The following is a 26,883-nucleotide window of genomic DNA, read 5'->3' as shown; positions in this document are numbered from 1 at the left end:
CCCACCGAATCCGCACCCGAGCAGTCTGAAGGGCGAGACACTGCTGACCACCATGTGACCGGCCGGTAAGGTCGTTGCCGTGCCGAAGCCGCTCAGTCTCCCCTTCGACCCCATCGCCCGCGCCGACGAGCTCTGGAAGCAGCGCTGGGGAAACGTGCCGTCCATGGCCGCCATCACCTCGATCATGCGGGCCCACCAGATCCTGCTCGCCGAGGTCGACGCGGTGGTCAAGCCGTACGGGCTGACGTTCGCCCGGTACGAGGCACTGGTGCTGCTCAACTTCTCCAAGGCGGGCGAGCTGCCGATGTCGAAGATCGGCGAGCGCCTCATGGTGCACCCCACCTCGGTCACCAACACCGTGGACCGCCTGGTCAGGTCCGGCCTGGTCGACAAGCGCCCCAACCCCAACGACGGCCGCGGCACCCTCGCCTCCATCACCGACAAGGGTCGCGAGGTCGTGGACGCCGCCACGCGGGACCTCATGGCGATGGACTTCGGGCTCGGCGTGTACGACGCCGAGGAGTGCGCCGAGATCTTCGCGATGCTGCGCCCGCTGAGGGTGGCGGCGCGGGACTTCGACGAGGAGTGACCCGGGGCAAGATCTCCCGGAACGGGCGGTTACGCTCGACGGCATGAAGAAGAGCGTGCTGACCCGCTACCGCGTCATGGCCTACGTCACCGGTGTGCTGCTGGTCCTGCTGACCCTCGGCGTCATCGCCAAGTACCTGCTCAAGATCGACGGTGCCGACAGCTTCACGACGGCCGTCGGCATCGCGCACGGCTGGCTGTACGTGGTCTACCTCGTCTTCGCCTTCGACCTGGGCTCCAAGGCGAAGTGGCCGGTCGCCAAGCAGTTGTGGGTCCTGCTCGCCGGGACGATCCCCACGGCGGCCTTCTTCGTGGAGCGGAAGGTCAGCCGGGAGCTGGAGAGCAGCATCACGGACGGGACTCCGGCCCCCGCCAAGGCATAACGCCCACCGACCCCCAGGGTCCCCACCCCCACCCCCACCCCCGCCCCGCCCCCACCCGCCGTACGGCACACGCACAGCGGTCGCGTGTCGACGTTTACTAGGACGTCCCAGTAACTTCGATGGTATGGACGCTGACGCCATCGAAGAGGGCCGCCGACGCTGGCAGGCCCGGTACGACGCCTCGCGCAGGCGTGAGGCCGACTTCAGCACGCTGTCGGGCGATCCCGTGGAGCCGGTGTACGGGCCACGGCCGGGGGACGTGTACGAGGGCTTCGAGCGGATCGGGTGGCCGGGGGAGTACCCCTTCACGCGCGGGCTGTATCCGACCGGCTACCGGGGCCGGACCTGGACCATCCGGCAGTTCGCCGGGTTCGGGAACGCCGAGCAGACCAACGAGCGGTACAAGAAGATCCTCGCCAACGGCGGTGGCGGGCTGTCGATCGCCTTCGACATGCCGACGCTGATGGGCCGGGACTCCGACGACCCCCGTTCGCTCGGGGAGGTCGGGCACTGCGGGGTCGCGATCGACTCCGCCGCCGACATGGAGGTCCTGTTCCGGGACATCCCGCTGGGTGACGTGACGACGTCCATGACGATCAGCGGACCCGCCGTCCCCGTCTTCTGCATGTACCTGGTCGCGGCCGAGCGGCAGGGCGTGGACCCGTCCGTCCTCAACGGCACGCTCCAGACGGACATCTTCAAGGAGTACATCGCGCAGAAGGAGTGGCTCTTCCCGCCCGAGCCGCATCTGCGCCTCATCGGCGACCTGATGGAGCACTGCGCGGCCGGCATCCCCGCTTACAAGCCGCTGTCGGTCTCCGGGTACCACATCCGCGAGGCGGGATCCACGGCCGCGCAGGAGCTGGCGTACACGCTCGCCGACGGCTTCGGCTACGTCGAACTGGGGCTCTCCCGCGGCCTGGACGTCGACGTCTTCGCGCCCGGCCTCTCCTTCTTCTTCGACGCGCACGTCGACTTCTTCGAGGAGATCGCCAAGTTCCGCGCGGCGCGCAGGATCTGGGCGCGGTGGATGCGGGACGTCTACGGGGCGAGGTCCGAGAAGGCGCAGTGGCTGCGGTTCCACACCCAGACCGCCGGGGTCTCGCTGACCGCGCAGCAGCCTTACAACAACGTCGTCCGTACGGCGGTCGAGGCGCTCGCGGCCGTCTTGGGCGGCACCAACTCGCTGCACACCAACGCCCTGGACGAGACCCTCGCGCTGCCGTCGGAGCAGGCCGCGGAGATCGCGCTGCGCACCCAGCAGGTGCTCATGGAGGAGACCGGGGTCGCCAACGTGGCCGATCCGCTGGGGGGTTCGTGGTTCGTGGAGCAGTTGACGGACCGGATCGAGGCGGACGCGGAGAAGATCTTCGAGCAGATCAGGGAGCGCGGGCTCAGGGCGTGTCCCGACGGGCGGCACCCCATCGGTCCGATGACCTCCGGCATTCTGCGGGGCATCGAGGACGGCTGGTTCACCGGCGAGATCGCGGAGGCGGCCTTCCGCTACCAACAGGCCCTGGAGAAGGGCGAGAAGAGGGTCGTAGGAGTGAACGTCCACCACGGCTCGGTCACCGGCGACCTGGAGATCCTGCGAGTCAGCCACGAGGTGGAACGGGACCAGGTACGACTGCTGGCCGACCGCAAGGCGACGAGAGACGAGGAGGCCGTGCGAACCGCCCTGCAGGCGATGCTCGTTGCCGCCCGCAACGGCTCCAACATGATCCCCCCGATGCTGAACGCGGCACGCGCGGAGGCAACCCTCGGCGAGATCTGCGGGGTCCTCCGGGACGAGTGGGGGGTGTACACGGAACCGGCCGGGTTCTGAGCGCCCGGTGCGGCAATCCCGTCCCTACTGTTCCGCGGTCTCTCCCGCGAGACCTGTCAGCAGGACCTGGGTGAAGCCGTGCACCCACGCCTCGTCCGCCGGTTCCGCGCTGACCAGCGTGCGGTGCACGACCGCTCCCGCCACCATGTCGAAGATCAGGTCGACCGTGCGGGCCGCCTCCACGGGGTCCGCCTCCGGCGGGAGTTCGCCGCGGGCCTGGGCGCGTTCTCGGCCCTCCAGGACCAGTCGTTTCTGGCGGTTGACGATCGAGGAGCGGATGCGCTCGCGCAGGGCGTCGTCGCGGCAGGACTCCGCCACCACCGCCATCAGGCCGTTCTTCGCCTCCGGCCGGGCCAGGATCGCCGCGAACTGGAGGACCACTCCCTCGATGTCCGCGGCGAGGGTCCCGCTGTCGGGGAGTTCGAGTTCGTCGAAGAGCTCGGCCACCGCGTCGACCACGAGTTCGTTCTTGCCGGCCCAACGGCGGTAGAGGGTGGTTTTCGCGACCCCCGCACGGGTAGCCACATCTCCCAGCGTGAGCTTCGACCAGCCCAGCTCCACCAGCGCGGCCCTGGTCGCCGCGAGGATCGCGGTGTCCGCGGCGGCGCTGCGCGGGCGGCCGGTGGCGCGGGGGGCGGGGCTGCGGCTCTGCATCCTCCGACCATAACCGGCCGTTCTTGTGCGGCAGTGAGGGAGATCACCGGGGCGGGGTACCGGGTGGGCACGCGGTGCCATTACGCTACGACTCGTAGCGAAAGCTCGCGACGGACGTACGCGAGTCAGGTGCGCACGGCGTGGGGTGGGGACCCGGCGTCAGGACCGCGCTGCACGACCGGCTTTCACATCGCTTTTCACAGACGCGCGCGCACGGGGGAGGATAGACGCATGCAGCCACGGAACATGTCCATGAGCGGAGTCGTCGACCTCGCCGCGGTGAAAGCGGCCCAGGAGGCCAAGGCGAAGGCGGAGCAGGCCCGCGCCGAAGCGGCCCGGCACGGCGGCGGCCCCGGTGCCGTCTCCCCGGCCGATCTCGTCATCGACGTAGACGAGGCGGGTTTTGAGCGCGATGTCCTGCAGCGGTCCACCGAGGTCCCGGTCGTCATCGACTTCTGGGCCGAGTGGTGCGAGCCCTGCAAGCAGCTCAGCCCGGTGCTGGAGCAGCTCGTCGTCGAGTACAACGGACGCCTGCTCCTCGCCAAGATCGACGTCGACGCCAACCAGATGCTGATGCAGCAGTTCGGGGTGCAGGGCATCCCGGCCGTGTTCGCCGTCGTCGCCGGGCAGGCCCTGCCGCTCTTCCAGGGCGCGGCCGGCAAGGAGCAGATCCAGCAGACCCTGGACCAGTTGGTGCAGGTCGCCGAGCAGCGCTTCGGGCTGACCGGCCTCACCGTCGACCCGGACGCCCAGCCGGGCGCCGCCCCGCAGCCCGCGGACGTACCGGCGGGGCCGTACGACGCGCTCCTCGAAGCCGCCGTACGCGCCCTGGACGCCGGGGACTTCGGCGGTGCCGTGCAGGCCTACAAGAACGTACTGAGTGACGACCCGGGCAACTCGGAGGCCAAACTGGGACTCGCCCAGGCGGAGTTGCTCCAGCGGGTGCAGTCCCTCGACCCGCAGCAGGCGCGCAAGGAGGCGGCCGAGAAGCCCGGTGACGCGCAGGCGCAGATCGCCGCCGCCGACCTGGATCTGGTCGGCGGTCATGTCGAGGACGCGTTCGGGCGGCTCATCGACACCGTGCGGCGCACGGCGGGTGACGAGCGCGACACCGTACGGCTGCGGCTCCTTGAGCTCTTCGAGGTGGTCGGGGCCGACGATCCGCGGGTCTCGGCGGCCCGCAGGGCGCTGTCCCGCGCCCTGTTCTGAGGGGCGGCAACCGAGCGGGGCGCGAGGCCGGTTCTGACCAGTTGCTAAACGCCACCGCATGTGTTGCCCGAGTGAAAGATCTGTCGTCCGGGTGTCACTGCGGCCGCGCTTTGCCAAAACTTGGCAATCGCGGCCGCTGTTACTTGCAGTAAGTCACCGGCGTTGATCTGTCGGATTCTGTCCATCGATCAACAGCTTTGTCCACCCCCTCTCTGACACCCAGCGTCGCCGACCGAGACCAGCGGGTCGTTGTTCGGTTATCCGGCCGTTACTACCGAGTAACGAAGCCCCTTGTGCGGGCGGCGAGAATGCACCACGATCGGCGACGCTCGGTCCTTTCCCGTACCCCGACAGCCGGTCGGGCCGCGGGATTCCGTGGGTCCCCACCGAGCAGAGCAGGCGGCAGGTGCGCCGGCTCTCGGACAGGGGGGTCTTCGCCCATCCGGCGAAGCCTGTCCAGCAAGGTTGTGCGTGATGTGTGTCAGGCGCGACCAGTGGTTGTCGCTCGGGGGTGATCGCCGGTGATCGGTGCGCGGTTCGCGCCTCCGAGTGCGGGCGCTCTCCTTCCCGAGGACGTAGCACTTCTCCCATCCCTGCCCGGCTGAGCCGTCCTTTTCGACAGGGCAGTCAGGGTCAGGAGATGTACGTCCGAGAAGGAGGAAATATGCAGTCCCAGGTGCGTGGCGGGACCAGATGGAAGCGGTTCGCTGTGGTCATGGTGCCCAGCGTCGCCGCGGCCGCGGCGGTGGGTGTCGGGCTGGCGCAGGGTGCGCTCGCCGCGTCGTTCAGCGTCTCCGGCCAGCAGTTCAAGGTGTCGGCGGCTGAGCTGCACGGTCAGGGCTTCGCCCAGTACGGCGGTATAGACACCGTCTACACGAAGACCGACGGCAAGGAAAAGACCCAGGTCCCGGTGGCGATCTCGTCGTTCGACGACGCGACCATCACCAAGATGTGCCAGTCGGTCAAGACCGAGATCCCGCTCATCAACAAGACGATCTACCTGCGTCTTGACGCGGGTGGCGGCAAGACGCCGGTCTCGGCCCACAACCTCTACATCGACGTCGCGCAGCTCGACGCCGATGCGGAGTTCCACAACATCGACATCGGTGTTGCGGTCAAGGACAAGACCCGCGGTCCCGCCGTGAAGCAGGGCGAGAACGTGCTGCCGGGCGGCTTCGCCCAGCAGGCCGAGTCGGCCGACCTCTACGACGTCAAGCAGACGGCCTGGGCGACCACGGCCGGCACGTTCAAGCTGAGCGGTCTGTCGATGAAGCTCGGCACGGACGCCAAGATGGAGTGCTACTGACGGCTCCGGCAATGGGGTGTCCTGAGAGCGGCTGAGCCGCTCTCAGGGGGTGGCGGAGCGTTCGCTTCTCCGCCGCCCCCGCCCGGCCGACCGCGCTGCGGGCACCCGCACAGACTCAGACTTCCGGCTTCACACGCCTACGGCCGAGCCGGTACGAACTTCCACCGGACCAGGGAGCTTTTTCCATGAGTGCCGAGACTCCGGTCCAGAGCGCCGGGACCTTCACCCGGCTGCGTCTGCGATTCCGTGCCTGGCGGGGCAACCGGCCGTTCTGGGGGGGCTTGTTCACCCTGCTCGGAGGGGTGCCGATCGCCTACTTCCCGTACGCCACCCTGAAGTTGGGCACCATGTCGGTCGCCATGGCGACGACCGCGGGTGCCGGCTCCCTCATCATCGGCGTACTGCTCGTCACGCTGGGCCTGACGATGTGGTTCCAGCAGGCCACCCGCGTCTTCGCCGGCGTCGCCGCGATCGTGCTCGCCCTGGTGTCCCTGGTGGTCTCCAACATCGGCGGCTTCATCCTGGGCTTCCTCTTCGCGCTGATCGGCGGAGCGCTCGCCGTCTCCTGGGCGCCCGGTGCGCCGCCCCGGCCGCAGCCGATGGGCGAGGACGGGACGCAGGGCGGTGCGCCCCAGGCCGCCGACCCCGACACCGCGATGCTCAAGCCGGTGGGGGACGAGCCCGCAGCCGCCTACCCGGCGCCGGAGCACGGCCGGAACGGATCGTCGGACCGGACGCCGGAGAACGCCTGGGCTGGCGGCGACGACGCGAACGGGGGGTACCGTGTCGGCTGAGAACCTTCATGGCGAGGGCTCCGCGGCCGCCGCCGAGGTCAGAACGGGCCCCCGGCACGCGGCGCCCAGGAAACCGCTGTTCAACAGGTTCCACGTGCCGGCCGGCAAAGCGATAGCCATGGCCGCCATGCCCACGGCCGTCCTCATGGGCATCGGGTTCACGCCGACGCTCGCCCTCGCCGACGACGCGCCGACCGCGAAGAGCCTGACGGCGGACGAGTACAAGGACTGCGTCGCGGCACTGGACGGCAGCGCCTCCCCGTCCGCCTCGGCGAGTGCCTCCCCCGGCTCCGGTGACGCCACGGCGACGCCGTCCCCGTCGGCCTCCTCCGGCGCGGGGTCGGACTCCGGCTCGGGCTCGGACGGTTCCTCTTCGTCGGATTCAGGTTCCGACGACGAGGCCACGCCGACGCCCACGCCGTCCGCCTCCGCGACCAAGCAGGAGAGCAGCTCCGGCTCCTCGGCTTCCTCCGGCTCCGACGCCGCCACGCCGTCCCCGTCGGCCTCCGCGAGCGACGACGGCAACCTGCTGACGGACATCGGCGACGCGCTCACCGGGATCCTCACCGGCGGCTCCGGCTCCGGCGCTTCGGCCAGTGCCACCCCGACGCCGACCCCCTCGGCCTCGGCGTCCAAGAGCGCGGACGACAGCGCGGGCGACACCGTCAAGGAGACGACCGACAAGGTCACCGACACGGTCAAGGACACCGTAAAGAACACGACCGACACGGCGTCCAAGGCGGCCCAGGACACCACGAAGGCCGTCGAGGACACCACGAAGGCGGCGGCGGAGGAGGCGGCGGCCGACGCTACGGCCTCCCCGAGCCCCTCGGCGAGCGCCGGCACCGACCCGGAGGACTGCCCGGCCGCCACGGACGAGGAGGGCGACACCGAGCCCGGGATCACGGTGGCGGACAACGCCTGGACCCTGAAGGCCAGTTCGCTGACCCTCAAGGGCGCCGACTACCAGGGCGTCGTCAAGGTCAAGACCGCGAGCGGCAAGACCAAGAAGGTCCTGAAGTACGTCGTGTCCGGCGGCACCGACATCGGCGACCTGCACCAGATCGTCACCGAGCGGGGCAAGACGTACCACGTGCAGGCGGGCAAGGGCACGACGTCGACGATCACCGACGGCAAGACCACGATGTACACCGAGAGCATCTCCGGCAACCTGCTGGGGCTGATCCCGATCACGTTCAGCCCGGACAACCCGCCGCCGCTGAACATCCCCCTGATCTACTTCACCAACGTCACGGTCCAGCAGGCCGCCCAGTACGGCGGGACCCTGACCGTGCCCGGGATGCACCAGTACAGCGAGGGCTGACCCACGCCCCTCACGAACCCTTCCGGGAGCCGCGAAAGGACTGTGCCCCACCGGGTGTCCGGTGGGGCACAGTCATGTTCGTCGCGGCGGGGCTGTGTCAGCCCTTCGTGCCGCCGATGTGGTGCACGCGGATCATGTTGGTGGTGCCGGGGACGCCGGGGGGCGAGCCGGCGGTGATGATGACGGTCTCGCCGGGGTTGAAGCGGTTGATCTTGGCGATCTCCTGGTCGACCATGTCGACCATCTCGTCCGTGGTGTTCACGAACGGCACCACGTGCGACTCCACGCCCCAGCTCAGCGCGAGCTGGTTGCGGGTGTTCTCGTCGGTGGTGAAGGCGATGATCGGCTGCTGCGCGCGGTAGCGCGACAGGCGGCGGGCGGTGTCACCGGACTGCGTGAAGGCCACCAGGCCGCGGCCGCCGAGGAAGTCGGCGATCTCGCAGGCCGCGCGGGCCACCGAACCGCCCTGCGTACGGGGCTTCTTGCCGGGGACGAGCGGCTGCAGGCCCTTGGAGAGCAGCTCCTCCTCGGCCGCGGTGACGATCTTCGACATCGTCTTCACAGTCTCGATCGGGTACGCGCCCACGCTCGACTCCGCCGACAGCATGACCGCGTCCGCGCCGTCCAGGATCGCGTTGGCCACGTCGGAGGCCTCGGCGCGGGTGGGGCGGGAGTTGGTGATCATCGACTCCATCATCTGGGTCGCCACGATCACCGGCTTGGCGTTGCGGCGGCACAGCTCGATGAGGCGCTTCTGCACCATGGGGACCTTCTCGAGCGGGTACTCGACGGCCAGGTCGCCACGGGCCACCATGACGGCGTCGAACGCCATCACGACGTCCTCCATGTTGTCCACCGCCTGCGGCTTCTCCACCTTGGCGATGACGGGGACCCGGCGGCCCTCCTCGTCCATCACGCGGTGGACGTCGGCCACGTCCTTGGCGTCCCGGACGAAGGACAGCGCGACCATGTCGCAGCCCATGCGCAGCGCGAACCGCAGGTCCTCGACGTCCTTCTCGGACAGCGCCGGGACGTTCACGGCGGCGCCGGGCAGGTTGATGCCCTTGTGGTCGGAGACGACACCGCCCTCGATGACGATCGTCTTGACCCGGGGGCCGTCGACGTCCAGGACCTTCAGCTCGACGTTGCCGTCGTTGATGAGGATCTGGTCGCCGCGGGAGACATCACCGGGCAGGCCCTTGTAGGTCGTCCCGCAGATGCTCCGGTCACCGGCGACGTCCTCGGCGGTGATGACGAACTCGTCACCGCGCTCCAGCTCGACCGGACCCTCGGCGAAGGTCTCGAGGCGGATCTTCGGGCCCTGGAGGTCGGCGAGGACACCGATGGCCCGGCCGGTCTCCTTGGCGGCGGCACGGACGCGGTCGTACCGCCCCTGGTGCTCGGCGTGCGAGCCGTGGCTGAAGTTGAAACGGGCCACGTTCATGCCGGCTTCGATCAGCGAGACCAGTTGCTCGTGGGAGTCGACCGCGGGGCCGAGAGTACAGACGATTTTCGAACGGCGCATGGGGCGATCCTATCGGTTTGTTTCGCTGCGGAATATTCCGTCTGGCGGAAGATACAAATGGGCGGAACGTCGCTCAACTGGGTTACCGCTCGGTCGCCGGACGCGGGTACCGAAATCAATCCCGCCCGACCAGCGCGTACGTCTGCGTCGCGATTTCCAGTTCCTCGTCGGTCGGCACCACGGCCACCTTCACCCGTGCGTCGGCGGGCGAGATCAGCCGCGGTTCGTCGCTCCGTACGGCGTTGAGCTCGCGGTCCACCGCCAGGCCCAGGGTCTCCAGGCCCGCCACGGCGGCCTCCCGCACCGGCGCCGCGTTCTCGCCGACCCCGGCGGTGAACGCGATCGCGTCCACCGTACCGAGAACGGCGTAATAGGCGCCGATGTACTTCTTCAGACGGTGAATGTAGATGTCGAAGGCGAGCTCGGCCCGCTCGTCCCCCTCGTCGATCCGGCGCCGAATCTCCCGCATGTCGTTGTCGCCGCAGAGGCCGACCAGTCCGCTCTTCTTGTTGAGAAGAGTGTCGATTTCGTCGATGGACATTCCGCCAACGCGCGCCAAATGGAAGATGACGGCCGGATCGGTGTCCCCGGAGCGCGTACCCATCACGAGTCCCTCCAAAGGCGTCAGCCCCATGGAGGTGTCCACGCACCTGCCCGCCCGGACCGCGGAGGCGCTCGCGCCGTTGCCCAGGTGCAGCACGATCACGTTGACGTCCTGCGGCGACCTGCCGAGCAGTCGCGCGGTCGCCCGGGACACGTACGCGTGCGAGGTGCCGTGGAAGCCGTAGCGGCGGACCCGGTGCGCGTCGGCGGTCTCCACATCGATCGCGTAGCGCGCCGCCGACTCCGGCATCGTGGTGTGGAACGCGGTGTCGAAGACGGCGACCTGGGGCAGGTCGGGGCGCAGCGCCCGCGCGGTGCGGATGCCGGTGAGGTTGGCCGGGTTGTGCAGCGGGGCGACCGGGATCAGCCGCTCGATCTCGGCGAGCACGGCCTCGTCGATCACCGTCGGCTCGGTGAACGCCTTGCCGCCGTGCACGACCCGGTGCCCGATCGCGGCCAGCTCGGGGGAGTCCAGGCCCAGCCCGTCCTGCGCCAGCTCCTCCGCCACGGCCTTCAGCGCCGCGTCGTGGTCGGCGATCGCGCCGGTGCGCTCCCGGCTGTCCCCGCCGGTCGCGAGCGGCGTGTGCTTGAGCCGCGAGGACCGCTCACCGATGCGCTCGACGAGCCCCGCCGCCAGCCGGCTGCTGTCCCGCATGTCGAGCAACTGGTACTTCACCGACGAGGAACCGGAGTTGAGGACGAGGACACGGGTGGCGCTCACTGGGCGGAAGCCTTCTCTGTCGAAGCGGTCGCGGCGGTCGCGGCGGTCGAAGCGGTCGCGCCGGTCGGGGTCTGGGCCTGGATCGCCGTGATGGCGACGGTGTTGACGATGTCCGAGACGAGGGCGCCCCGGGACAGGTCGTTGACGGGCTTGCGCAGGCCCTGGAGCACCGGGCCGACGGCGATCGCGCCGGCCGACCGCTGCACGGCCTTGTAGGTGTTGTTGCCCGTGTTGAGGTCCGGGAAGATCAGGACCGTCGCCTGCCCGGCCACGTCCGACTCCGGCAGCTTGGTCTCCGCGACGGTCGGCTCGACGGCCGCGTCGTACTGGATCGGCCCCTCGATCTTGAGGTCGGGCCGCCGCTGCCGTACCAGCTCGGTGGCCTCGCGCACCTTGTCGACGTCGGCGCCCGAGCCGGAGGTGCCGGTGGAGTACGACAGCATCGCGATCCGCGGCTCGACCCCGAACTGCTCGGCGGTCGCGGCCGACTGGATGGCGATGTCGGCGAGCTGCACGGCGTTCGGGTCGGGGTTCACGGCGCAGTCGCCGTACACCAGCACCTTGTCGGCGAGGCACATGAAGAAGACCGACGAGACGATGTCGGCGTCCGGCTTGGTCTTGATGATCTCGAAGGCGGGGCGGATCGTCGCCGCCGTGGAGTGCACCGACCCGGAGACCATGCCGTCGGCGAGGCCCTCCTGGACCATCAGCGTGCCGAAGTAGTTCACGTCGGAGACCACGTCGTAGGCGAGCTCGACCGTGACGCCCCGGTGGGCCCGCAGGGCCGCGTACTTCTCGGCGAACGTGTCGCGCAGTTCCGAGGTCGATGGGTCGATCAGCCGGCACTCGCCGAGGTCCATGCCGAGGTCGGCGGCCTTCTTGCGGATCTGGTCGACCGGCCCGAGCAGCGTGAGGTCGCACACGCCGCGGCGCAGCAGGACCTCGGCCGCGTGCAGCACCCGCGGCTCGGTGCCCTCGGGGAGCACCACCCTGCGCCGGTCGGAGCGGGCCGTCTCCAGGAGCTGGTGCTCGAACATCATCGGCGTGAGCCGGTCGCTGCTCGGCGCGGAGACCCGGCGGGCGAGCTCGGCGGTGTCGGCGTACCGCTCGAAGAGGCCGAGCGCGGTCTCCGCCTTGCGCGGGGTGGCCGCGTTCAGCTTGCCCTCCAAGGCGAAGAGTTCGGCGGCGGTGGGGAAGCTGTTGCCGGCCACCGAGAGCACCGGGGTCCCCGGGGCGAGGCGGGCGGCGAGGGTGAGGATCTCCTTGCTCGGCACCTCGTTCAGGGTGAGCAGCACCCCGGCTATCGGCGGGGTGCCGGCGCTGTGCGCGGCGAGTGAGCCGACGACCAGGTCCGCGCGGTCGCCCGGGGTGACCACCAGGCAGCCCGGGGTCAGGGCGTTCAGGAAGTTGGGCAGCATCGCGCCGCCGAACACGAAGTCCAGCGCGTCCCGGGCGAGCCCGGAGTCGTCGCCGAGGATGACCTTCGCACCGAGCGCCTGGCCGATCTGGGCGACCGTGGGCGCGGCTAGGGCGGGCTCGTCCGGTACGACGTAGCAGGGCACCGGCATCCGGCCGCGCAGCCGCTCGGCGATCTCCTCGCGGTCCTCCCGGGCCACCCGGTTGGTGACCATGGCGAGGACGTCGCAGCCCAGGCTGTCGTAGGCGCGGTAGGCGTTGCGGGTCTCCGCGAGCACCGACTCGGCGGGCTGCTTGCGGCCGCCGACGACCGGGATCACGGAGGCGCCGAACTCGTTGGCGAGCCGGGCGTTGAGCGCGAGTTCGTCCGGGAGCTGGGTGTCGGCGAAGTCGGTGCCGAGGACCAGGACGACGTCGAAGTCGCGGGCCACGAGGTGGAAGCGGTCGACGAGGGTGGAGACCAGCTCGTCGGTGCCGCGCTCGGCCTGGAGCGCGGACGCCTCGTGGTAGTCGAGGCCGTAGACGGTGGCCGGGTCCTGGGAGAGCCGGTAGCGGGCACGCAGCAGCTCGAAGAGCCGGTCGGGACTGTGGTGCACCAGCGGCCGGAACACCCCCACCCGGTCGACCTGGCGGGTCAGCAGCTCCATGACCCCCAGCTCGACGACCTGGCGGCCGTCGCCGCGGTCGATCCCGGTCACGTACACGCTGCGGGTCACGCGTGGTCTCCGTTCCGTCGCCTTCGGAAAAGTCGCTGTCATGAAAATCGCCCACCTAGGTGAGCGGAAACCCTCTTGACAATACCCCGGTCGATGGATAAGGCGCCCGTCAGCACCGGATGCGACGGGGCTGTGCGGGACGTGAAAGAATCGGACCTGGCTCACCGGTATCAACAGCGAGCAGGAGACACAGCACGATGCGCATCGGAGTTCTCACCGCCGGCGGCGACTGCCCGGGTCTGAACGCAGTGATCCGGTCGGTCGTGCACCGAGCGGTCGACAATTACGGCGACGAGGTCATCGGCTTCGAGGACGGCTACTCCGGCCTGCTCGACGGCCGTTACCGCGCCCTCGACCTGGACAGCGTCAGCGGCATCCTGGCCCGCGGCGGCACCATCCTCGGCTCCTCCCGCCTGGAGCGCGACCGGCTGCGCGAGGCGTGCGAGAACGCCTCCGACATGATCCACGAGTTCGGCATCGACGCGCTGATCCCGATCGGCGGCGAGGGCACGCTCACCGCGGCCCGCATGCTGTCGGACGCGGGTCTCCCGGTCGTCGGCGTGCCGAAGACGATCGACAACGACATCTCCTCCACCGACCGCACCTTCGGCTTCGACACCGCGGTCGGCGTGGCCACCGAGGCCATGGACCGCCTCAAGACCACCGCCGAGTCCCACCAGCGCGTGATGGTCGTCGAGGTCATGGGCCGGCACGCGGGCTGGATCGCCCTGGAGTCCGGCATGGCCGCCGGCGCCCACGGCATCTGCCTGCCCGAGCGGCCCTTCGACCCCGCCGACCTGGTCAAGATGGTCGAGGAGCGCTTCGCCCGCGGCAAGAAGTTCGCCGTGGTCTGCGTCGCCGAGGGCGCCCACCCCGCCGAGGGCAGCATGGACTACGGCACGGGCGAGATCGACAAGTTCGGCCACGAGCGCTTCCAGGGCATCGGCACCGCCCTGGCGTACGAGCTGGAGCGCCGGCTCGGCAAGGAGGCCAAGCCGGTCATCCTCGGGCACGTGCAGCGCGGCGGTGTCCCCACCGCGTACGACCGCGTCCTCGCCACCCGCTTCGGCTGGCACGCGGTGGAGGCCGCGCACCGGGGCGAGTTCGGCAGGATGACCGCGCTCAAGGGCACCGACATCGTGATGGTGCCGCTCGCCCAGGCGGTCACCGAGCTGAAGACGGTCCCGAAGGACCGGATGGACGAGGCGGAGTCGGTCTTCTAGACCTGTTTTCCCAGGCCGGGGCGGCGGTCCTACGGCCGTCCCTCGACCGCGTCCCAGAACCGCTCCACGATCTCGTCCAGGAACTTCTGGCCCGCCACGCCGGAGCGTTCGCCGCCGCCGCCCCAGCTCAGGGTGGACACCATCTGCCCCTGGTACTGCCGGTGCAGGTCCATGAGGGTCTCCTCCACCAGGCGCCGGTCCAGGGGCACGATCCTCGCGATCTGACGGACGTAGGCCTGCCAGCGGGTGCTGACCGCTCCGCGCAGGCATTCGGCGAGCCGCTTCTCGCGCCCCGTGACGGCGACGAAGTCCGGCAGGGTCAGCTCCAGCAGGTCGGCGAGGGCGCTGGACTGGCGGTCGGTGCCGCGCCACTCGTCGTGCTCCTCCATGCTCAGGTAGGCGAGCAGTTCGAGCCCCACCGCACGGGCGACGTCCTCGGGGGCGATGCCGCGCGCGACGCGGTGTTCGCGCAGGGTGCGGGGGCGGCCGATGAGTTCACCGGGAGAGCACCACAACACCCCCGCCAGGGCGGTGAGTTCCGGACTGGTGGGGCAGACGATCCCGCGTTCCCAGGCGATGACGAGATCCGGGGTGGCGTAGGGCAGCCCGTACGAGACACGCAGCCCGTAGGCCACGTGCTCGGGCCCCATGCCGAGGGCGACACGGAGTCTGCGGGCGGTGAGGTTGTCGAAGGGCGGTCCGGGCTGGTTCGGCAGGGCTGGGGGTCGGCGCACGGCCCACAAGTTAGGGAAGCGAAGGGCCGGTGACTACGGTCTGTTCGGCCAGGAACACGGATTGTAGGAAGCTACGGTTTCGACCGCGCATTCGGGCTGGTGGAAGATCCGCCGACGTCTTGGCGGACGCGGCGGCGAGGAGGGCGCCGGGTGCCGGGACGGGTGTCCGGAGCGGGGTGCGATCTTCGAGCACGGGGTGAATGGCAAGGTAGGGGGGCATATGCGCGAGCGCTTGTCGACGCCGAGCGTCCGGCACCTCGTGACCGTCGGCCCCGAAAGAGCGCCGCAGGTCTCGCCCGTGCGGTCGGGCCTCGAAGGTGAGTACGCCATGGTCGACACGGCGATCGGACGTGTGAGGGAGGAAAACCCGCGGCGCAATCCGACCGTTCCCCTCTCCCGCCACGACCCGTCCGCCTCGTCACCCCTTGACCGCGCCGCCCAGGGCGAACCCGCCTCCGAGCCGCCGGGCGATCAGCACGTACAGCAGGATCACCGGTGTCGAGTAGACGATCGAGAACGCGGCGAGCTGGCCGTACGCCACCATGCCGCGGTTGCCGAAGAACTCGTTGATGCTGACGGACGCCGGCATCTGGTCCGGGGTGAGCAGCAGCATGAACGGGACGAAGAAGTTGCCCCACATCATGACGAAGGAGAAGACGGTCACGACGGCGACCCCGGGTCCCATCAGGGGCAGCACGATCCGCACGAGCGACTGGAGGGTGCCCGCGCCGTCCGTCCAGGCCGCCTCCTCCAGCTCCTTCGGCACGCCGTCCATGAAGTTCTTCATCAGCCAGATGGCGAAGGGGAGTTGGGAGGCGGCGAAGAACAGGATCGTGCCCTGGAGGGTGTCGATCAGGTCGACCTGCACGAAGAGGGCGTAGACCGGGACCATGATCGCCGTGATCGGCAGGCTGGTCGCGAACAGGATCGACAGCAGGAACGGCCGGTTGAGGCGGGAGCGGAAGCGGGACAGCGGATAGGCCGCGAGGGCCGCGCAGACCACCGTCAGCAAGGTGGCCCCACCGCACAGGATCAGGCTGTTGAGCAGCGGGGTGAAGGTGATCTCCGAGGTCAGGATCGCGTCGAAGTTCCCGAGCGTGAGCCCGTCCGGGACCTTCACCCTCAGGTCGGCGTGCGGGTCCAGAGCCGACAGCACCACCCAGGCGAGCGGCAGCACGAAGGCGGCGGCGACCACCAACAGGCCCGCGTCGGCGGCCAGTCGGCGGTTGCGGCGGCGGTCGGTGAGAGAGGTCCCGGCCATGGTCACACCTCCGTCCGCAGCAGGCGCATGTAGACCACGGAGAAGAGGGACCCCACCAGGAGCAGCAGCAGGGCCACCGCGGTGCCGTAGCCGATCATGCTGTTCTGGAAGGCCTGTTCGTACATGAAGAGGGGCAGGGTCTGGCTCTTGTCGCCCGGTCCGCCTCTCGTCATCACCCAGATCAGCCCGAAGACCGAGAGGGTCTGGAGGGTGTTCAGCATCAGGTTCGTGCCGATGGAGCGCCGGATCATGGGCAGGGTGATGTGCCACATCCGGCGCCAGCCGCCCGCGCCGTCGACCTCGGCGGCCTCCGTGATCTCCTTCGGGATCTCGTTGAGGGCCGCCGTGTAGACCAGCATGGAGAAGGCCGTGCCGCGCCACACGTTCGCGAAGGACACCGCCAGGATCGGCAGGGTGAACAGCCAGTTCTGGGACGGGAGATGCAGCAGGTCGAGCACGGCGTTCAGGGTGCCCTCCTTGCGGAAGAAGGCGTAGAGGAGGAAGCCCGCGACGACCTCGGGCAGCACCCACGCGGTGATGACGATGCCGCCGGTGAGCGTGCGCACGGGCTTCGAGGCGCGCTGCATCAGCGAGGCGAGGGCCAGGCCCAGGGTGTTCTGCCCGACCAGCGACGACACGACCGTGAACACCAGTGTCAGCCATACGGCGTTGAGGAACTCCTCGTCCCCGAACGCCGTACGGAAGTTCTCGAAGCCGACGAACGACGACTCGGCCTGGCCGGTCAACTGCAGGTCGGTGAAGGCGATCCAGGCGCAGTAGGCGATCGGACCGGCGAGGAACAGGAGCAGCAGGACGAGGGCCGGGGTGAGGGGGAGGGCGCGGGTGAGGGAACGCGGGTTCACTTCTCGATCACTTGGTTGTCCGTGGCCTCCTTGAGGGCGTCGGTGTAGCCCTTGGCCGCCTCCTCGACGGGGACGTCACCGGTCGTCACGCCCTCCATCGCCTCCTGGATCGCGGTGGAGACCTTCGGGTACGCCGGATAGGCGGGCCGGTAGTGGGTGCTCGCGACCAGGTCGGTGAAGAACTTGATGCCGGGCTGGGCGTCGGCGTACGCCGGGTCCTCGGCCACGTCCTCGCGCACCGAGATACCGGAGTTGGCGACGTACCACTTCTGGGCGTTGGCCTTGGTCTGCATGGTCTTCACGAACTCGAAGGCGAGGTCGGGGTTGCCCGCCTTGGCCGGGACCGCCCAGGTCCAGCCGCCGGACATGCTCACCTTGCCGGGGGCCTGTCCGTGCTGGGTCGGCATGTACGCGAGTCCCAGCCTGCTGGACCACTCGGGCCATTCGTGGCCGCTGCCGGGCAGCCAGTCCTGGGGGAGCCAGGAGCCGTCCAGGTCGATGCCGAGCTTGCCCTTGGGGAGCAGGTCGCCGCGGACGATGGTCTGGATGTTGGGGTCGAGGGCGGTGGAGACGTCCGGGCCGAGCTTCTCCCGGTAGACGGTCTCGACGAAGGAGAGGGCGTCCTCGAAGCCCTGGCTGCCGCCGATCCACTTCTTGGCGGACTCGTCGTACAGGCGGTCCTCGGTGCCGTAGAGCAGCATCTCGAAGCCCTGCATGGTGGCGGCCTCGCCCGCGGGTTTGCCGGTGTAGACGTTGAGGGGCGTGACGTCCGGGACCCTGCGCTTGATGGTGCGGGCGGCGTCGAGGACCTCGTCCCAGGTCTTCGGCTGCCAGTCCGCGGGCAGGCCCGCCTTGGCGAAGATCCCCTTGTCGAACCAGAGCCCGCGGGTGTCCGTGCCGTCCGGGACGCCGTAGGTCCTGCCGTCCTCGGCCTTGGCCGCCGCCTTGGCGGTGTCGATGAACCGGTTCCAGTCCGGCCACTTGTCGAGATAGGCGTCGAGCGGTTTCAGGTAGCCGCTGGTGATGTCGGAGTTGATGAGGAAGGTGTCCTCGTAGACCAGGTCGGGCGCGGTCTTCGCGGAGCGGAGCATCTGCTGCAGCTTGGTGTAGTACTCCGAGTCCGGGGCCTTGATCGGGACGAGCTCGACCTTCTTGCCGGGGTGGGCCTTCTCGAACTGCTTCTTGATGTCCGCGAGGTAGTCGTCCATCACATGGATGGAGTTGTCGGTGGACTGCTTGTACGAGACCTTCACGGTGTCCGGATCGCTGCCGGAACCGCCGCCGCATGCGGTGAGGGCGGACGCGGCGAGGGCGGTGACGAGCAGGGAGGGGAGTACGGCGGTGGGGCGCACGGGCATGACCTCCTACGGGCTCACGTCGTTGTGGCCGGGACGGCTGCCGTGTGAACGTAAGTGGAGTGGTCTAGTCCCGTCAATGACCTTGCATCGGAAGGGACTTGCCGGGCGCCGGACCGGGGTGCCGCGGGGCCGGCCCTACTGCCCCTTGACCCACCGGTACTGCAGCTCCGGCCGCCCCACGGTCCCGTACTGCGGACTGCGTGCCGCCCGGCCCGCGTCGACCAGGTGCTCCAGATAGCGCCGGGCCGTGATCCGGGAGATGCCGACCACCTCGGCGAGACCGGTCGCCGTGAGCCCCTCCGCGCAGTCCCGCAGCGCCACCGTCACCCGCTCCAGGGTCGGCGCGCTGAGCCCCTTGGGCAAGGCGGCCGGGCCTGGCGCCCGCAGTGTGGCCAGCGCGCGGTCCACCTCGTCCTGACCGCTCGCCTCACCGGCCGCCGCGTGGAACTCCGCGTACCGGATCAGCCGGTCCCGCAGGGTGGCGAAGGTGAACGGCTTCAGTACGTACTGCACGACCCCGAGGGAGACGCCCTCGCGGACGATCGTCAGGTCCCGGGCCGACGTCACCGCTATCACGTCCGCCTGGTGCCCGGCCGCGCGCAGCGAACGGGCGAGCTGGAGGCCGTGCCCGTCCGGCAGGTGCAGATCGAGCAGGAGCAGGTCGACGGCCGTACGGTCCAGGAGGCGACGGGCCTCGGCGCCGGTGTGCGCCTTGCCGACGGCCGTGAAGCCGGGCACCCGGTTGACGTACAGGACGTGCGCGTCGGCGGCGACCGGGTCGTCCTCGACGACCAGGACACGGATGGGCTGCTGGGCGGTGGTCATGCGTCGCCTCCGGGGACGGGGGCGGGGGTGGGGACGCCGTCGCGGGCCGGGGGAGGACCGGCGGCGGGGGAGCGTTCCGGGGCCGTGCGGCTTGCGGGTTCCGTGGCGTCCTCCGGACCCGGGGGCCGCCCGTGGGCCTCCTTCTCGTTCCCCAGGGGCAACCGGACCTCGAACTCGGCTCCGCCGCCCTCCGCCTCCGTCACGGTCAGGGTGCCCTTGCAGCGGTTGACCGTCTGCCGGACCAGCGCGAGGCCCAGCCCACGGCCGCCCGGGCCCGCCGGTTTCGTGGAGAAGCCCCGCTGGAAGACCGTCTCCACGTGGTCCGGGTCGACGCCCGCGCCGGTGTCCGAGACCCGCAGCACCAGCCCACGCCCCACAGCGCCCGCCGAGCCGGCCTCGTCCGCCGCGTCCGCCGAACCGGCGCCGCCCGCCGCGTCCGCCGAGCCGGCGCCGCCCGTCGTGTTCGCCGAGCCGGCCGCGCCGGCCGTGCCCGCCGCGCCGGCCGTGCCCGCCACGCCGGCCGTGCCCGCCGTGCGCGCCCTGCTCGCCGCGTCCGCCAAGCCGCCCCTGCCCGCCCCGCCCGCCGTGTACGCCGTCACCGTCACCCGTGCCCGTACGCTGCCCTGGGCCGCGTCCACCGCGTTGTCGATGAGGTTGCCGAGGATGGTGACCAGGTCCCGGGCCGGCAGGCTCTCGGGCAGCAGTCCGTCGTCCAGGCGGCTGTCCTCCGAGACGACCAGCTCCACGCCCCGCTCGTTCGCCTGGGCGGTCTTGCCGAGCAGGAGGGCGGCCAGGACGGGCTCGCCGACCGCCGCCACGACCTGGTCGGTCAGGGCTTGCGCCAGTTCCAGTTCGGCGGTCGCGAAGTCCACCGCCTGTTCCGCGCGGCCCAGTTCGATCAGGGAGACGACCGTGTGCAGCCGGTTCGCCGCCTCGTGGGCCTGGGAGCGCAACGCCTGGGTGAAACCGCGCTCCGAGTCCAACTCGCCCATCAGTGACTGGAGTTCGGTCACGTCCCGCAGGGTGACCACGGTGCCGCGCTGCTCTCCGCCGGAGACCGGGGAGGTGTTGACGACCAGGACCCGGGTGGACGTCAGATGGACCTCGTCGACCCGCGGCTCCGAGGAGAGCAGGGCACCCGTCAGCGGGGCCGGCAGCCCGAGGTCCGCCACCGACCGCCCGATCACCTCGTCCTGCGGGGACACCCCGAGCAACTCCCGTCCGCCGTCGTTGATCAGCGCGACACGGTACTGTCCGTCCAGCATCAGCAGCCCCTCGCGCACCGCGTGCAGGGCCGCCTGGTGGTAGTCGTGCATCCGGCTGAGCTCGGCCGCGTTCATGCCGTGGGTGTGGCGGCGCAGGCGGGCGTTGACGACGTAGGTGCCGATGGCGCCGAGCGCGAGCGCGCTGCCCGCGACCGCGAGCAGGGCGGTGAGCTGGCCCTGCACCCGCTCGCTGATCTTCTCGACCTGGATGCCGGCGCTGACCAGGCCGATGACGTGCCCCTTGTCGTCCTTGACCGGGGTGACCGCCCGGACCGAGGCGCCCAGGGTGCCGGTGTAGGTCTCCGTGAAGGTCTCGCCCTTCAGCGCCCGCTCGGTGTTGCCGAGGAAGTGCTTGCCGATCTGCTTGCGGTCGGGGTGGGTCCAGCGGATGCCCTGCGGACTCATGATGGTGACGAAGTCGACCTCGGTGTCGGCCATGACCCTGAGCGCGTACGGCTGGAGTTCGGCCGTCGGTCTCGGCGTGCCTATCGCCTCCCGCACGGACGGCGAGTCCGCGACCGCCCGCGCCACCGCCCTGGCCTGACTGCGCGCCGCGTCCTCGGCCTGGCCCCGGTCGCTGACGTAGGTGAACAGCGCGTACCCCGCCACGACCACGGCGATCAGCACGGCCTGCATGGCGAAGAGCTGGGCCGCCAGGCTGCGGGGTCTCGGCACGGGGATGCGCATGCCGTCAGTGTGCCCCATGGCCGATTTTGGCCGCTCCCCTCGCGTGGACGCCGGCCGGCCCGGTGCTCCGGGGGGCTTGTCGGTGAACTCAATGAACGGAAGGGTGACCGCCCTCACAGGGCGGGAGATAGTCACGGCATTCCTTCAAAAGCCCGGACGTGAGCCGCACGCCGGTCATGCCGACGAAGACGTCAAGGAGGGCAGCCGTGGCCGCCAGCACCCCCGATACGGCACCCGCAGTCAAAAAGGACCGCACGCACTACCTGTACATCGCGGTGATCGTCGCGGTCGCCCTCGGTATCACCGTCGGTCTGGTCGCTCCCGACTTCGCGGTCGAGCTGAAGCCGATCGGCACCGGGTTTGTGAACCTGATCAAGATGATGATCTCGCCGATCATCTTCTGCACGATCGTGCTCGGTATCGGATCGGTACGGAAGGCCGCCAAGGTCGGTGCCGTCGGCGGCATCGCGCTGATCTACTTCACGATCATGTCGCTGGTCGCGCTGGGCATCGGCCTGGTCGTCGGCAACATCCTCGACCCGGGCACCGGTCTCGCCGTGACCGACGCGGTCAAGGACGTCGGCCACGCACAGGTCGACGCGGAGGCCAAGGACACCACCGAGTTCCTGCTCGGCATCATCCCGACCACGTTCGTCTCCGCCTTCACCGAGGGCGAGGTGCTCCAGACCCTGCTGATCGCGCTGCTCGTCGGGTTCGCGCTGCAGGCCATGGGCCCGGTCGGACAGCCGGTCCTGCGCGGTGTCGAGCACATCCAGCGGCTCGTCTTCCGTGTCCTCGCCATGGTGATGTGGGCCGCCCCGATCGGCGCCTTCGGTGCCATGGCCGCCGTCGTGGGCTCGGCCGGCGTCGACGCCCTGAAGGACCTCGCGCTCCTGATGGTCGGCTTCTACACCACGTGCGTCCTGTTCGTCTTCATCGTGCTCGGCACGCTGCTGCGGCTGGTCGCGGGCCTCAACATCCTGACCCTCTTCAAGTACCTGGGCCGTGAGTTCCTGCTGATCCTGTCGACCTCCTCCTCCGAGTCCGCGCTGCCGCGGGTCATCGCGAAGATGGAGCACCTGGGCGTCAGCAAGCCGGTGGTCGGCATCACCATCCCGACCGGCTACTCCTTCAACCTCGACGGCACCATGATCTACATGACCATGGCCTCGCTGTTCATCGCCGACGCCATGGGCACCCCGATGTCGATCGGCGAGCAGATCCCGCTGCTGCTCTTCCTGTTCGTCGCCTCGAAGGGCGCCGCCGGTGTCACCGGCGCCGGTCTCGCGACCCTGGCCGGCGGTCTCCAGTCGCACAAGCCCGCCCTGGTGGACGGCATCGGCCTGATCGTCGGCATCGACCGCTTCATGAGCGAGGCGCGCGCCCTGACCAACTTCGCGGGCAACGCCGTCGCCACCGTCCTGATCGGCACCTGGACCAAGGAGATCGACCGCGAGCGCGTCGACCAGGTGCTCGCCGGTCACCTGCCCTTCGACGAGAAGACGCTCCTCGACCACGACGACGACGTCCCGGCGGCGGACATCCCCGAGCAGGGCGGCGAGAAGGAGCTGGCCAAGGCCTGAACGGCCGCACGCCGGTGCCGGGAGCCGGTACCGGACCCCGGTGCCGACGCCGGACACCGGGAGCCGGTGGCCGTCGGCCACACAGAGCAGAGCCGGGCCCGACCTGAACCCGGGCCCGGCTCCCCACCCCGGGCGGCCGAGTACTCCCCCCGTGGCTCGGCCGCCCGGGCCCCCTCCGCGCGGGGGGGGTCAGTCGCTCAGCTTCGCCACCAGCGCGGTGGCCAGAGAGGCGGGTACGCCCGCCGCGGTCAGAACGGTGACCGCGGTGGAGCGGCCCGCCTCCTCCGCGTCCAGCAGTCCGTCGTTCACCGCCTCCATCACCGCGAACATCATCTGCTCGTGGACGTACGCCAGCGCGGGCGCGGGCAGCGGGGAGACGAAGACGCCCTCGTCCAGGCCGCGCCGGAGCAGTTCGGTGCAGGCCGCGCGCACCGGCGCGAGCCGCTCCCGGATGCCCTGCACGGTGACGCTGCGCTGGGCGAGCGCGACGAGGATGCGATAGCGGTCGGCGACCTCCCAGACCGCGAGCACGGAGCCCGCCACGGCCTGCGCCAGATCCTCGGTCCCCTCCCGTCCCGCCGCGTGCGCGGCCGCCACCGCCGCCACGGCCTCGTCGACGAGCGTGCCGATCAGCGCCTCACGGCTCGGGAAGTGGCCGTACACGGTCCGTCGTACGACGCCCGCGGCGCGCGCGATCTGGTCCATGGACGCGTCGGGGTCGCGCAGCAGTTCGGCGAGCGCGATGTCGAGGATGCGGCGGCGGTTGGCGTCGGCGCGGCTGGAGTGGCCCGTGGTCATGGCCGTCATTGTGCCCCTCCCGGCTGGACTTGCACACCGTTGTGCAGCAGGCGTACATTGCACAGCATTGAGCAAATGCACATCACTGTGCAAGTCCGCTGAGGAAGGCCACCCCTGCCATGCGACTCGTCATGACCGAACCGGTCGAGAAGATGGAGCGCCCCTACGCCCGCCGCTGGTGGGCGCTCCTCGTCCTCTGCCTCAGCCTGCTGATCATCGTGATGGCGAACACCGCCCTCACGGTCGCGGCCCCCGACATGACCGCCGACCTCGGGCTGTCGAGCGCCGACCTCCAGTGGGTCATCGACGGCTACACCGTGCCGTACGCCGCCCTGATGCTGCTGCTGGGCGCGATCGGCGACAAGTACAGCCGTCGCGGCGCGCTCCTGCTGGGGCTCGGCGTGTTCGGCGGCGGCGCGGTCCTCGGCTCCTTCGCCGGCAGCGCCACCACGGTCATCGCGGCCCGCGCGGTGATGGGCACCGGCGCCGCGATGATCATGCCGGCCACGCTGTCCCTGCTCGCCGCGACCTTCCCGCGCGGGGAGCGGGCCAAGGCGATCACCGTGTGGACCGCCACCTCCGGCGTGGCGATCGCGGCCGGTCCGCTGGTCGCGGGCGCGCTCCTGGAGAGCCACGCCTGGACCTCGACCTTCCTGATCAACGTCCCGATCGCGGCCGTCGCCGTCGTCGCCGCCCTCGTCCTCGTCCCGCCGTCCAGGGCCGCCGAGCACGGCCGCATCGACTACGTCGGCGGACTGCTGTCGGTGGTCTGGATCGGCGCGCTGGTCTACATGATCATCGAGGGTCCGCACTTCGGCTGGCACGCCAGGGCGATCGCCGCCGCGGTGGTCGCGGGGGTCGGCCTCGTGCTCTTCGTCGCCTGGGAGCTGCGCCACCCGCGCCCCGTCGTCGACGTGCGCCGCTTCGCCGACCGCGGTTTCGCGGGCTCCAACCTCGCCGTCGCCCTGTTCTTCCTGGCCGTCTTCGGCGCCTTCTACTACCTCACCCAGCACCTCCAGTTCGTCCTCGGCTACAGCGCCCTGGAGACCGGCCTGCGCATGCTCCCGCTCGCCGGCGCGGTCTTCGCCGGCTCCGCCCTGACCGGGTTCCTCACCCCGCGGGTCGGCATGAAGTGGACGGTCACCGCGGGCATGGTCGGCGGCACCACGGCCCTCGCGCTGCTCACCCGGATCGACGCGGGTTCGTCGTACGGCGACTTCGTCGCGCCCCTGATCGTGCTGGGCCTGGCGATCGGCCTCGCCCTCTCGCCCGCCACCGACGCGATCATGGGTGCCTTCCCGGAGTCCGAACTGGGCGTCGGCGGCGCGGTGAACGACACCTCGATCGAACTCGGCGGCTCCCTCGGCATCGCGATCCTCGGCTCCCTGCTGGCCACCTCCTACTCGGACCACCTCTCCGACGCCACCGCGGGCAGCGGGCTCCCCGCCTCGGCTCTGGCCGGCGCCCAGGACTCCGTCGGGGCCGGGTACACGGTCGCGCAGGGCATCGGCGAACAGGCGCAGAAGGCCGCCGCGCGGGCCGCACAGGCCACCGACCCCCAGCAGGCGGCCCAGCTCAAGGCGCAGGCCGACCAGCTCGCCTCCGGCGCCCGGCAGATGGCGGACGCGGTCGGCTCGTCCTTCTCCGACGCGGTGGCCCACACCAGCCTGGTCGGAGCGGTCGTCCTGGGCGTGGGGACGGTCCTGGTGGCGGTGCTGCTGCCGGGCCGGAGGACCGCGGAGCCCGCTGCTCAGGAGGAGGCGGAGAAGGAGCTGGCCGGCACCCGCTGACTCACCGAACTCTTACCCCGCCCCACTAGCGTGTCGTCCCCGGACGGCACGCTCTCGGTTTCGGAGGCACGGGGGATGAAGATCGACTGGGACCGGCGGACGTGCGCGCGCCGCGGCCATGTGACGTACGCGCCCGACGAGCCCCGGCTGCGGGAGCGGCTGTACGCCGGGACCGCCCTCGGAGCGGCCTGGCGCTGTCTGCGCTGCGGCGACTTCGTCCTCGGCGAGCCGCACGGCTCGGGGCCCGCGGACCACGCGCCCCTCGTGCCGCGCGGCAAGGTGCTCAGGGACCTGTTCGTGCTGCGCTTCCTCGCGGTCGAGCGGGCGGTGCGCGGGGTGTTCATCGTGCTGGCCGCGCTGGCGGTGTGGAAGTTCAGCAACAGCCAGGACGCGGTGCGCCGGCTCTTCGACGAGTACCTGGACGTCTTCCGGCCGGTGTTCCGGCACTTCCACTACGACCTCGACCACTCGCCGGTCGTCGACACCGTCCGCAGGACGTTCGGCTACCGGCACGGCACGCTCGTCCTGGTGGCCGTCCTGCTGCTGGCGTACGCCCTCATCGAGCTCGTCGAGGCGGTCGGCCTCTGGTACGCCAAGCGCTGGGCGGAGTACCTGACGGTGGTCGCCACCGCCGCGTTCCTCCCCCTGGAAATCTACGAACTCACCGAGCGCGTCAGTTGGCTGAAGATCGCCACCCTGCTCCTCAACATCCTCGCCGTCCTCTACATCCTCCTGGCCAAGCGCCTGTTCGGCCTGCGCGGCGGCCACCGGGCCTTCGAGGCAGAACGGCAGAGTGCGTCGCTGCTGGAGGTCGAGGAGGCCGGCGGAATGCGCGACCTCAGCGCATCCAGCCAGGGGTCCCGACACCCGTGAAGTCGTTCCAGGCCCGGCAATAGGCACGTGAGTGCGGGCCGAGGGCCGGCCAGACGGAGCGGAGGTCGAAACCCTTGTCCCAGGCGTTCAGCAGCGCCTCGAAGAACCCGGTGGCGACGGCGTCCCCGTACCGCTCGCCGTCGTGGACCTGAACCTCTTCCAGGAGCCGGAACAGTTGCCGGGTCTGCTCCGGGGCGAAGTCGGCCGAGCGCTCGGCGAAGACGCGTCCGAGCGTGCCCAGCCGGACGGTGAGGGGCGGGACGTCGTCGTCGCCCTCCGGCATCGCGCCGCCACGCCAGGCCGCGACCCCGGCACGGTCGGCCTCCGCCAGGACCGCACTGACGCCCACCAGTTCCGCCCACCACGCCGGAGTGGTCATCCGCCCTCCCTGAACCGGCACCGCGTACACCCTAGGTCGTGTCCGCAAAGTCAGGGCAGCCAGAGGCGTAGGCAGGCGAGGGTGACCAGGGCTTGGTAGTGGCGGGCGCGTTTGTCGTAGCGGGTGGCCAGGGCTTTGTTGTGCTTGAGCCGGTTGAAGCAGCGTTCGACGACGTTGCGG

23 protein-coding genes and 1 pseudogene are annotated in these 26,883 nt (G+C 70.3%); 11 read left to right on the top strand and 13 right to left on the bottom strand.

All coding sequences use genetic code 11. The annotated features are described in order from the left end of the window. Positions 1 to 79 precede the first annotated feature (79 nt). The 3 genes from ACZ66S_RS04950 (at position 80) to ACZ66S_RS04940 (ending at position 2,796) form a co-directional block, all read left to right on the top strand. The gene (locus ACZ66S_RS04950) at positions 80 to 589 is read left to right on the top strand and encodes a MarR family winged helix-turn-helix transcriptional regulator (RefSeq protein WP_086724885.1); all 510 of its coding nucleotides are present in this window, start codon (positions 80 to 82) and stop codon (positions 587 to 589) included. A gap of 43 nt (positions 590 to 632) precedes the next feature. After that, entirely contained in the window at positions 633 to 971 is a 339-nt protein-coding gene (locus tag ACZ66S_RS04945; protein ID WP_469899730.1) for a DUF3817 domain-containing protein, read from the top strand. A 124-nt stretch (positions 972 to 1,095) separates the two neighbouring features. Then, positions 1,096 to 2,796, top strand: coding sequence for an acyl-CoA mutase large subunit family protein (locus ACZ66S_RS04940; RefSeq protein WP_469899729.1), 1,701 nt, complete (start codon positions 1,096 to 1,098; stop codon positions 2,794 to 2,796). 24 nt (positions 2,797 to 2,820) lie between these two features. Here the strand turns inward: ACZ66S_RS04940 and ACZ66S_RS04935 are convergent, their stop codons facing one another. Further along, complete coding sequence (locus ACZ66S_RS04935; RefSeq protein ID WP_469899727.1) at positions 2,821 to 3,450, bottom strand: TetR/AcrR family transcriptional regulator; 630 nt, start codon at positions 3,448 to 3,450, stop codon at positions 2,821 to 2,823. A gap of 231 nt (positions 3,451 to 3,681) precedes the next feature. Between ACZ66S_RS04935 and ACZ66S_RS04930 the strand changes: the two genes are divergently transcribed. The 4 genes from ACZ66S_RS04930 to ACZ66S_RS04915 all read left to right on the top strand — a co-directional run bounded on the left by ACZ66S_RS04930 (position 3,682) and on the right by ACZ66S_RS04915 (position 8,083). After that, entirely contained in the window at positions 3,682 to 4,659 is a 978-nt protein-coding gene (locus ACZ66S_RS04930; protein WP_469899726.1) for a tetratricopeptide repeat protein, read from the top strand. A gap of 664 nt (positions 4,660 to 5,323) precedes the next feature. Continuing rightward, positions 5,324 to 5,965, top strand: coding sequence for a DUF6230 family protein (locus ACZ66S_RS04925; RefSeq protein WP_469899724.1), 642 nt, complete (start codon positions 5,324 to 5,326; stop codon positions 5,963 to 5,965). Between the two features lie 185 nt (positions 5,966 to 6,150). Further along, positions 6,151 to 6,759 (top strand): DUF6114 domain-containing protein, encoded by a 609-nt coding sequence (locus ACZ66S_RS04920; RefSeq protein WP_469899723.1) that lies wholly within the window; start codon positions 6,151 to 6,153, stop codon positions 6,757 to 6,759. Then, positions 6,749 to 8,083 (top strand): hypothetical protein, encoded by a 1,335-nt coding sequence (locus ACZ66S_RS04915; protein WP_469899721.1) that lies wholly within the window; start codon positions 6,749 to 6,751, stop codon positions 8,081 to 8,083. Before ACZ66S_RS04920 ends, ACZ66S_RS04915 begins: the two co-directional genes overlap by 11 nt. A gap of 97 nt (positions 8,084 to 8,180) precedes the next feature. On the opposite strand, the gene pyk is transcribed toward ACZ66S_RS04915, so the two are convergent. From pyk to pta, 3 genes are all read right to left on the bottom strand, one after another. Continuing rightward, positions 8,181 to 9,608 (bottom strand): pyruvate kinase, encoded by a 1,428-nt coding sequence (gene pyk / locus ACZ66S_RS04910; RefSeq protein WP_469899719.1) that lies wholly within the window; start codon positions 9,606 to 9,608, stop codon positions 8,181 to 8,183. A 115-nt stretch (positions 9,609 to 9,723) separates the two neighbouring features. Then, on the bottom strand, positions 9,724 to 10,932 hold the full coding sequence (locus ACZ66S_RS04905; RefSeq protein WP_469899717.1) for an acetate kinase: 1,209 nt from the start codon (positions 10,930 to 10,932) through the stop codon (positions 9,724 to 9,726). After that, entirely contained in the window at positions 10,929 to 13,064 is a 2,136-nt protein-coding gene (pta, locus tag ACZ66S_RS04900; RefSeq protein WP_469899716.1) for a phosphate acetyltransferase, read from the bottom strand. Before pta ends, ACZ66S_RS04905 begins: the two co-directional genes overlap by 4 nt. Positions 13,065 to 13,261: 197 nt before the next feature. Here pta and ACZ66S_RS04895 point away from each other — a divergent pair, with 197 nt between their 5' ends. Further along, complete coding sequence (locus ACZ66S_RS04895; protein ID WP_469899715.1) at positions 13,262 to 14,287, top strand: ATP-dependent 6-phosphofructokinase; 1,026 nt, start codon at positions 13,262 to 13,264, stop codon at positions 14,285 to 14,287. Between the two features lie 29 nt (positions 14,288 to 14,316). Here ACZ66S_RS04895 and ACZ66S_RS04890 read toward each other — a convergent pair whose 3' ends face one another. The 6 genes from ACZ66S_RS04890 to ACZ66S_RS04865 form a co-directional block, all read right to left on the bottom strand. Beyond that, positions 14,317 to 15,021, bottom strand: coding sequence for a helix-turn-helix domain-containing protein (locus ACZ66S_RS04890; RefSeq protein WP_469899714.1), 705 nt, complete (start codon positions 15,019 to 15,021; stop codon positions 14,317 to 14,319). A gap of 418 nt (positions 15,022 to 15,439) precedes the next feature. After that, entirely contained in the window at positions 15,440 to 16,282 is an 843-nt protein-coding gene (locus ACZ66S_RS04885) for a carbohydrate ABC transporter permease (protein WP_469899712.1), read from the bottom strand. A 2-nt stretch (positions 16,283 to 16,284) separates the two neighbouring features. Further along, entirely contained in the window at positions 16,285 to 17,145 is an 861-nt protein-coding gene (locus ACZ66S_RS04880) for a carbohydrate ABC transporter permease (protein ID WP_469899711.1), read from the bottom strand. Next, complete coding sequence (locus ACZ66S_RS04875; protein WP_469899710.1) at positions 17,142 to 18,503, bottom strand: extracellular solute-binding protein; 1,362 nt, start codon at positions 18,501 to 18,503, stop codon at positions 17,142 to 17,144. The genes ACZ66S_RS04880 and ACZ66S_RS04875 overlap by 4 nt, the downstream gene beginning before the upstream one ends. A 135-nt stretch (positions 18,504 to 18,638) precedes the next feature. Beyond that, a complete protein-coding gene (locus ACZ66S_RS04870; protein ID WP_469899708.1) occupies positions 18,639 to 19,328 on the bottom strand; it encodes a response regulator in 690 nt (229 codons plus the stop codon). Next, positions 19,325 to 21,280 carry a sensor histidine kinase gene (locus ACZ66S_RS04865; RefSeq protein WP_469899706.1) on the bottom strand — a complete coding sequence of 652 codons (1,956 nt, stop codon included), beginning with the start codon at positions 21,278 to 21,280 and terminating at the stop codon, positions 19,325 to 19,327. Before ACZ66S_RS04865 ends, ACZ66S_RS04870 begins: the two co-directional genes overlap by 4 nt. 176 nt (positions 21,281 to 21,456) lie before the next feature. Here ACZ66S_RS04865 and ACZ66S_RS04860 point away from each other — a divergent pair, with 176 nt between their 5' ends. Then, complete coding sequence (locus ACZ66S_RS04860; protein WP_469900846.1) at positions 21,457 to 22,863, top strand: cation:dicarboxylate symporter family transporter; 1,407 nt, start codon at positions 21,457 to 21,459, stop codon at positions 22,861 to 22,863. A 189-nt stretch (positions 22,864 to 23,052) separates the two neighbouring features. On the opposite strand, the gene ACZ66S_RS04855 is transcribed toward ACZ66S_RS04860, so the two are convergent. After that, positions 23,053 to 23,661, bottom strand: a complete 609-nt coding sequence (locus ACZ66S_RS04855) for a TetR/AcrR family transcriptional regulator (RefSeq protein ID WP_469899705.1) — start codon at positions 23,659 to 23,661, stop codon at positions 23,053 to 23,055. A gap of 119 nt (positions 23,662 to 23,780) precedes the next feature. Between ACZ66S_RS04855 and ACZ66S_RS04850 the strand changes: the two genes are divergently transcribed. After that, entirely contained in the window at positions 23,781 to 25,451 is a 1,671-nt protein-coding gene (locus ACZ66S_RS04850) for an MFS transporter (protein WP_469899704.1), read from the top strand. 75 nt (positions 25,452 to 25,526) lie between these two features. Beyond that, entirely contained in the window at positions 25,527 to 26,324 is a 798-nt protein-coding gene (locus ACZ66S_RS04845) for a DUF2127 domain-containing protein (RefSeq protein ID WP_469899702.1), read from the top strand. Here ACZ66S_RS04845 and ACZ66S_RS04840 read toward each other — a convergent pair. Further along, the gene (locus tag ACZ66S_RS04840) at positions 26,290 to 26,703 is read right to left on the bottom strand and encodes a hypothetical protein (RefSeq protein WP_469899700.1); all 414 of its coding nucleotides are present in this window, start codon (positions 26,701 to 26,703) and stop codon (positions 26,290 to 26,292) included. The two genes, ACZ66S_RS04845 and ACZ66S_RS04840, sit on opposite strands and share 35 nt — an antisense overlap. 50 nt (positions 26,704 to 26,753) lie before the next feature. Then, positions 26,754 to 26,883, bottom strand: a pseudogene (locus tag ACZ66S_RS04835) (IS5/IS1182 family transposase); the annotation flags it as partial.

The sequence above is a fragment of the Streptomyces sp. NPDC107471 genome (assembly GCF_055582845.1).
The sequence above is the reverse complement of the archived record's forward strand: the minus strand, read 5'-3'. Positions and strand labels throughout refer to the sequence as shown.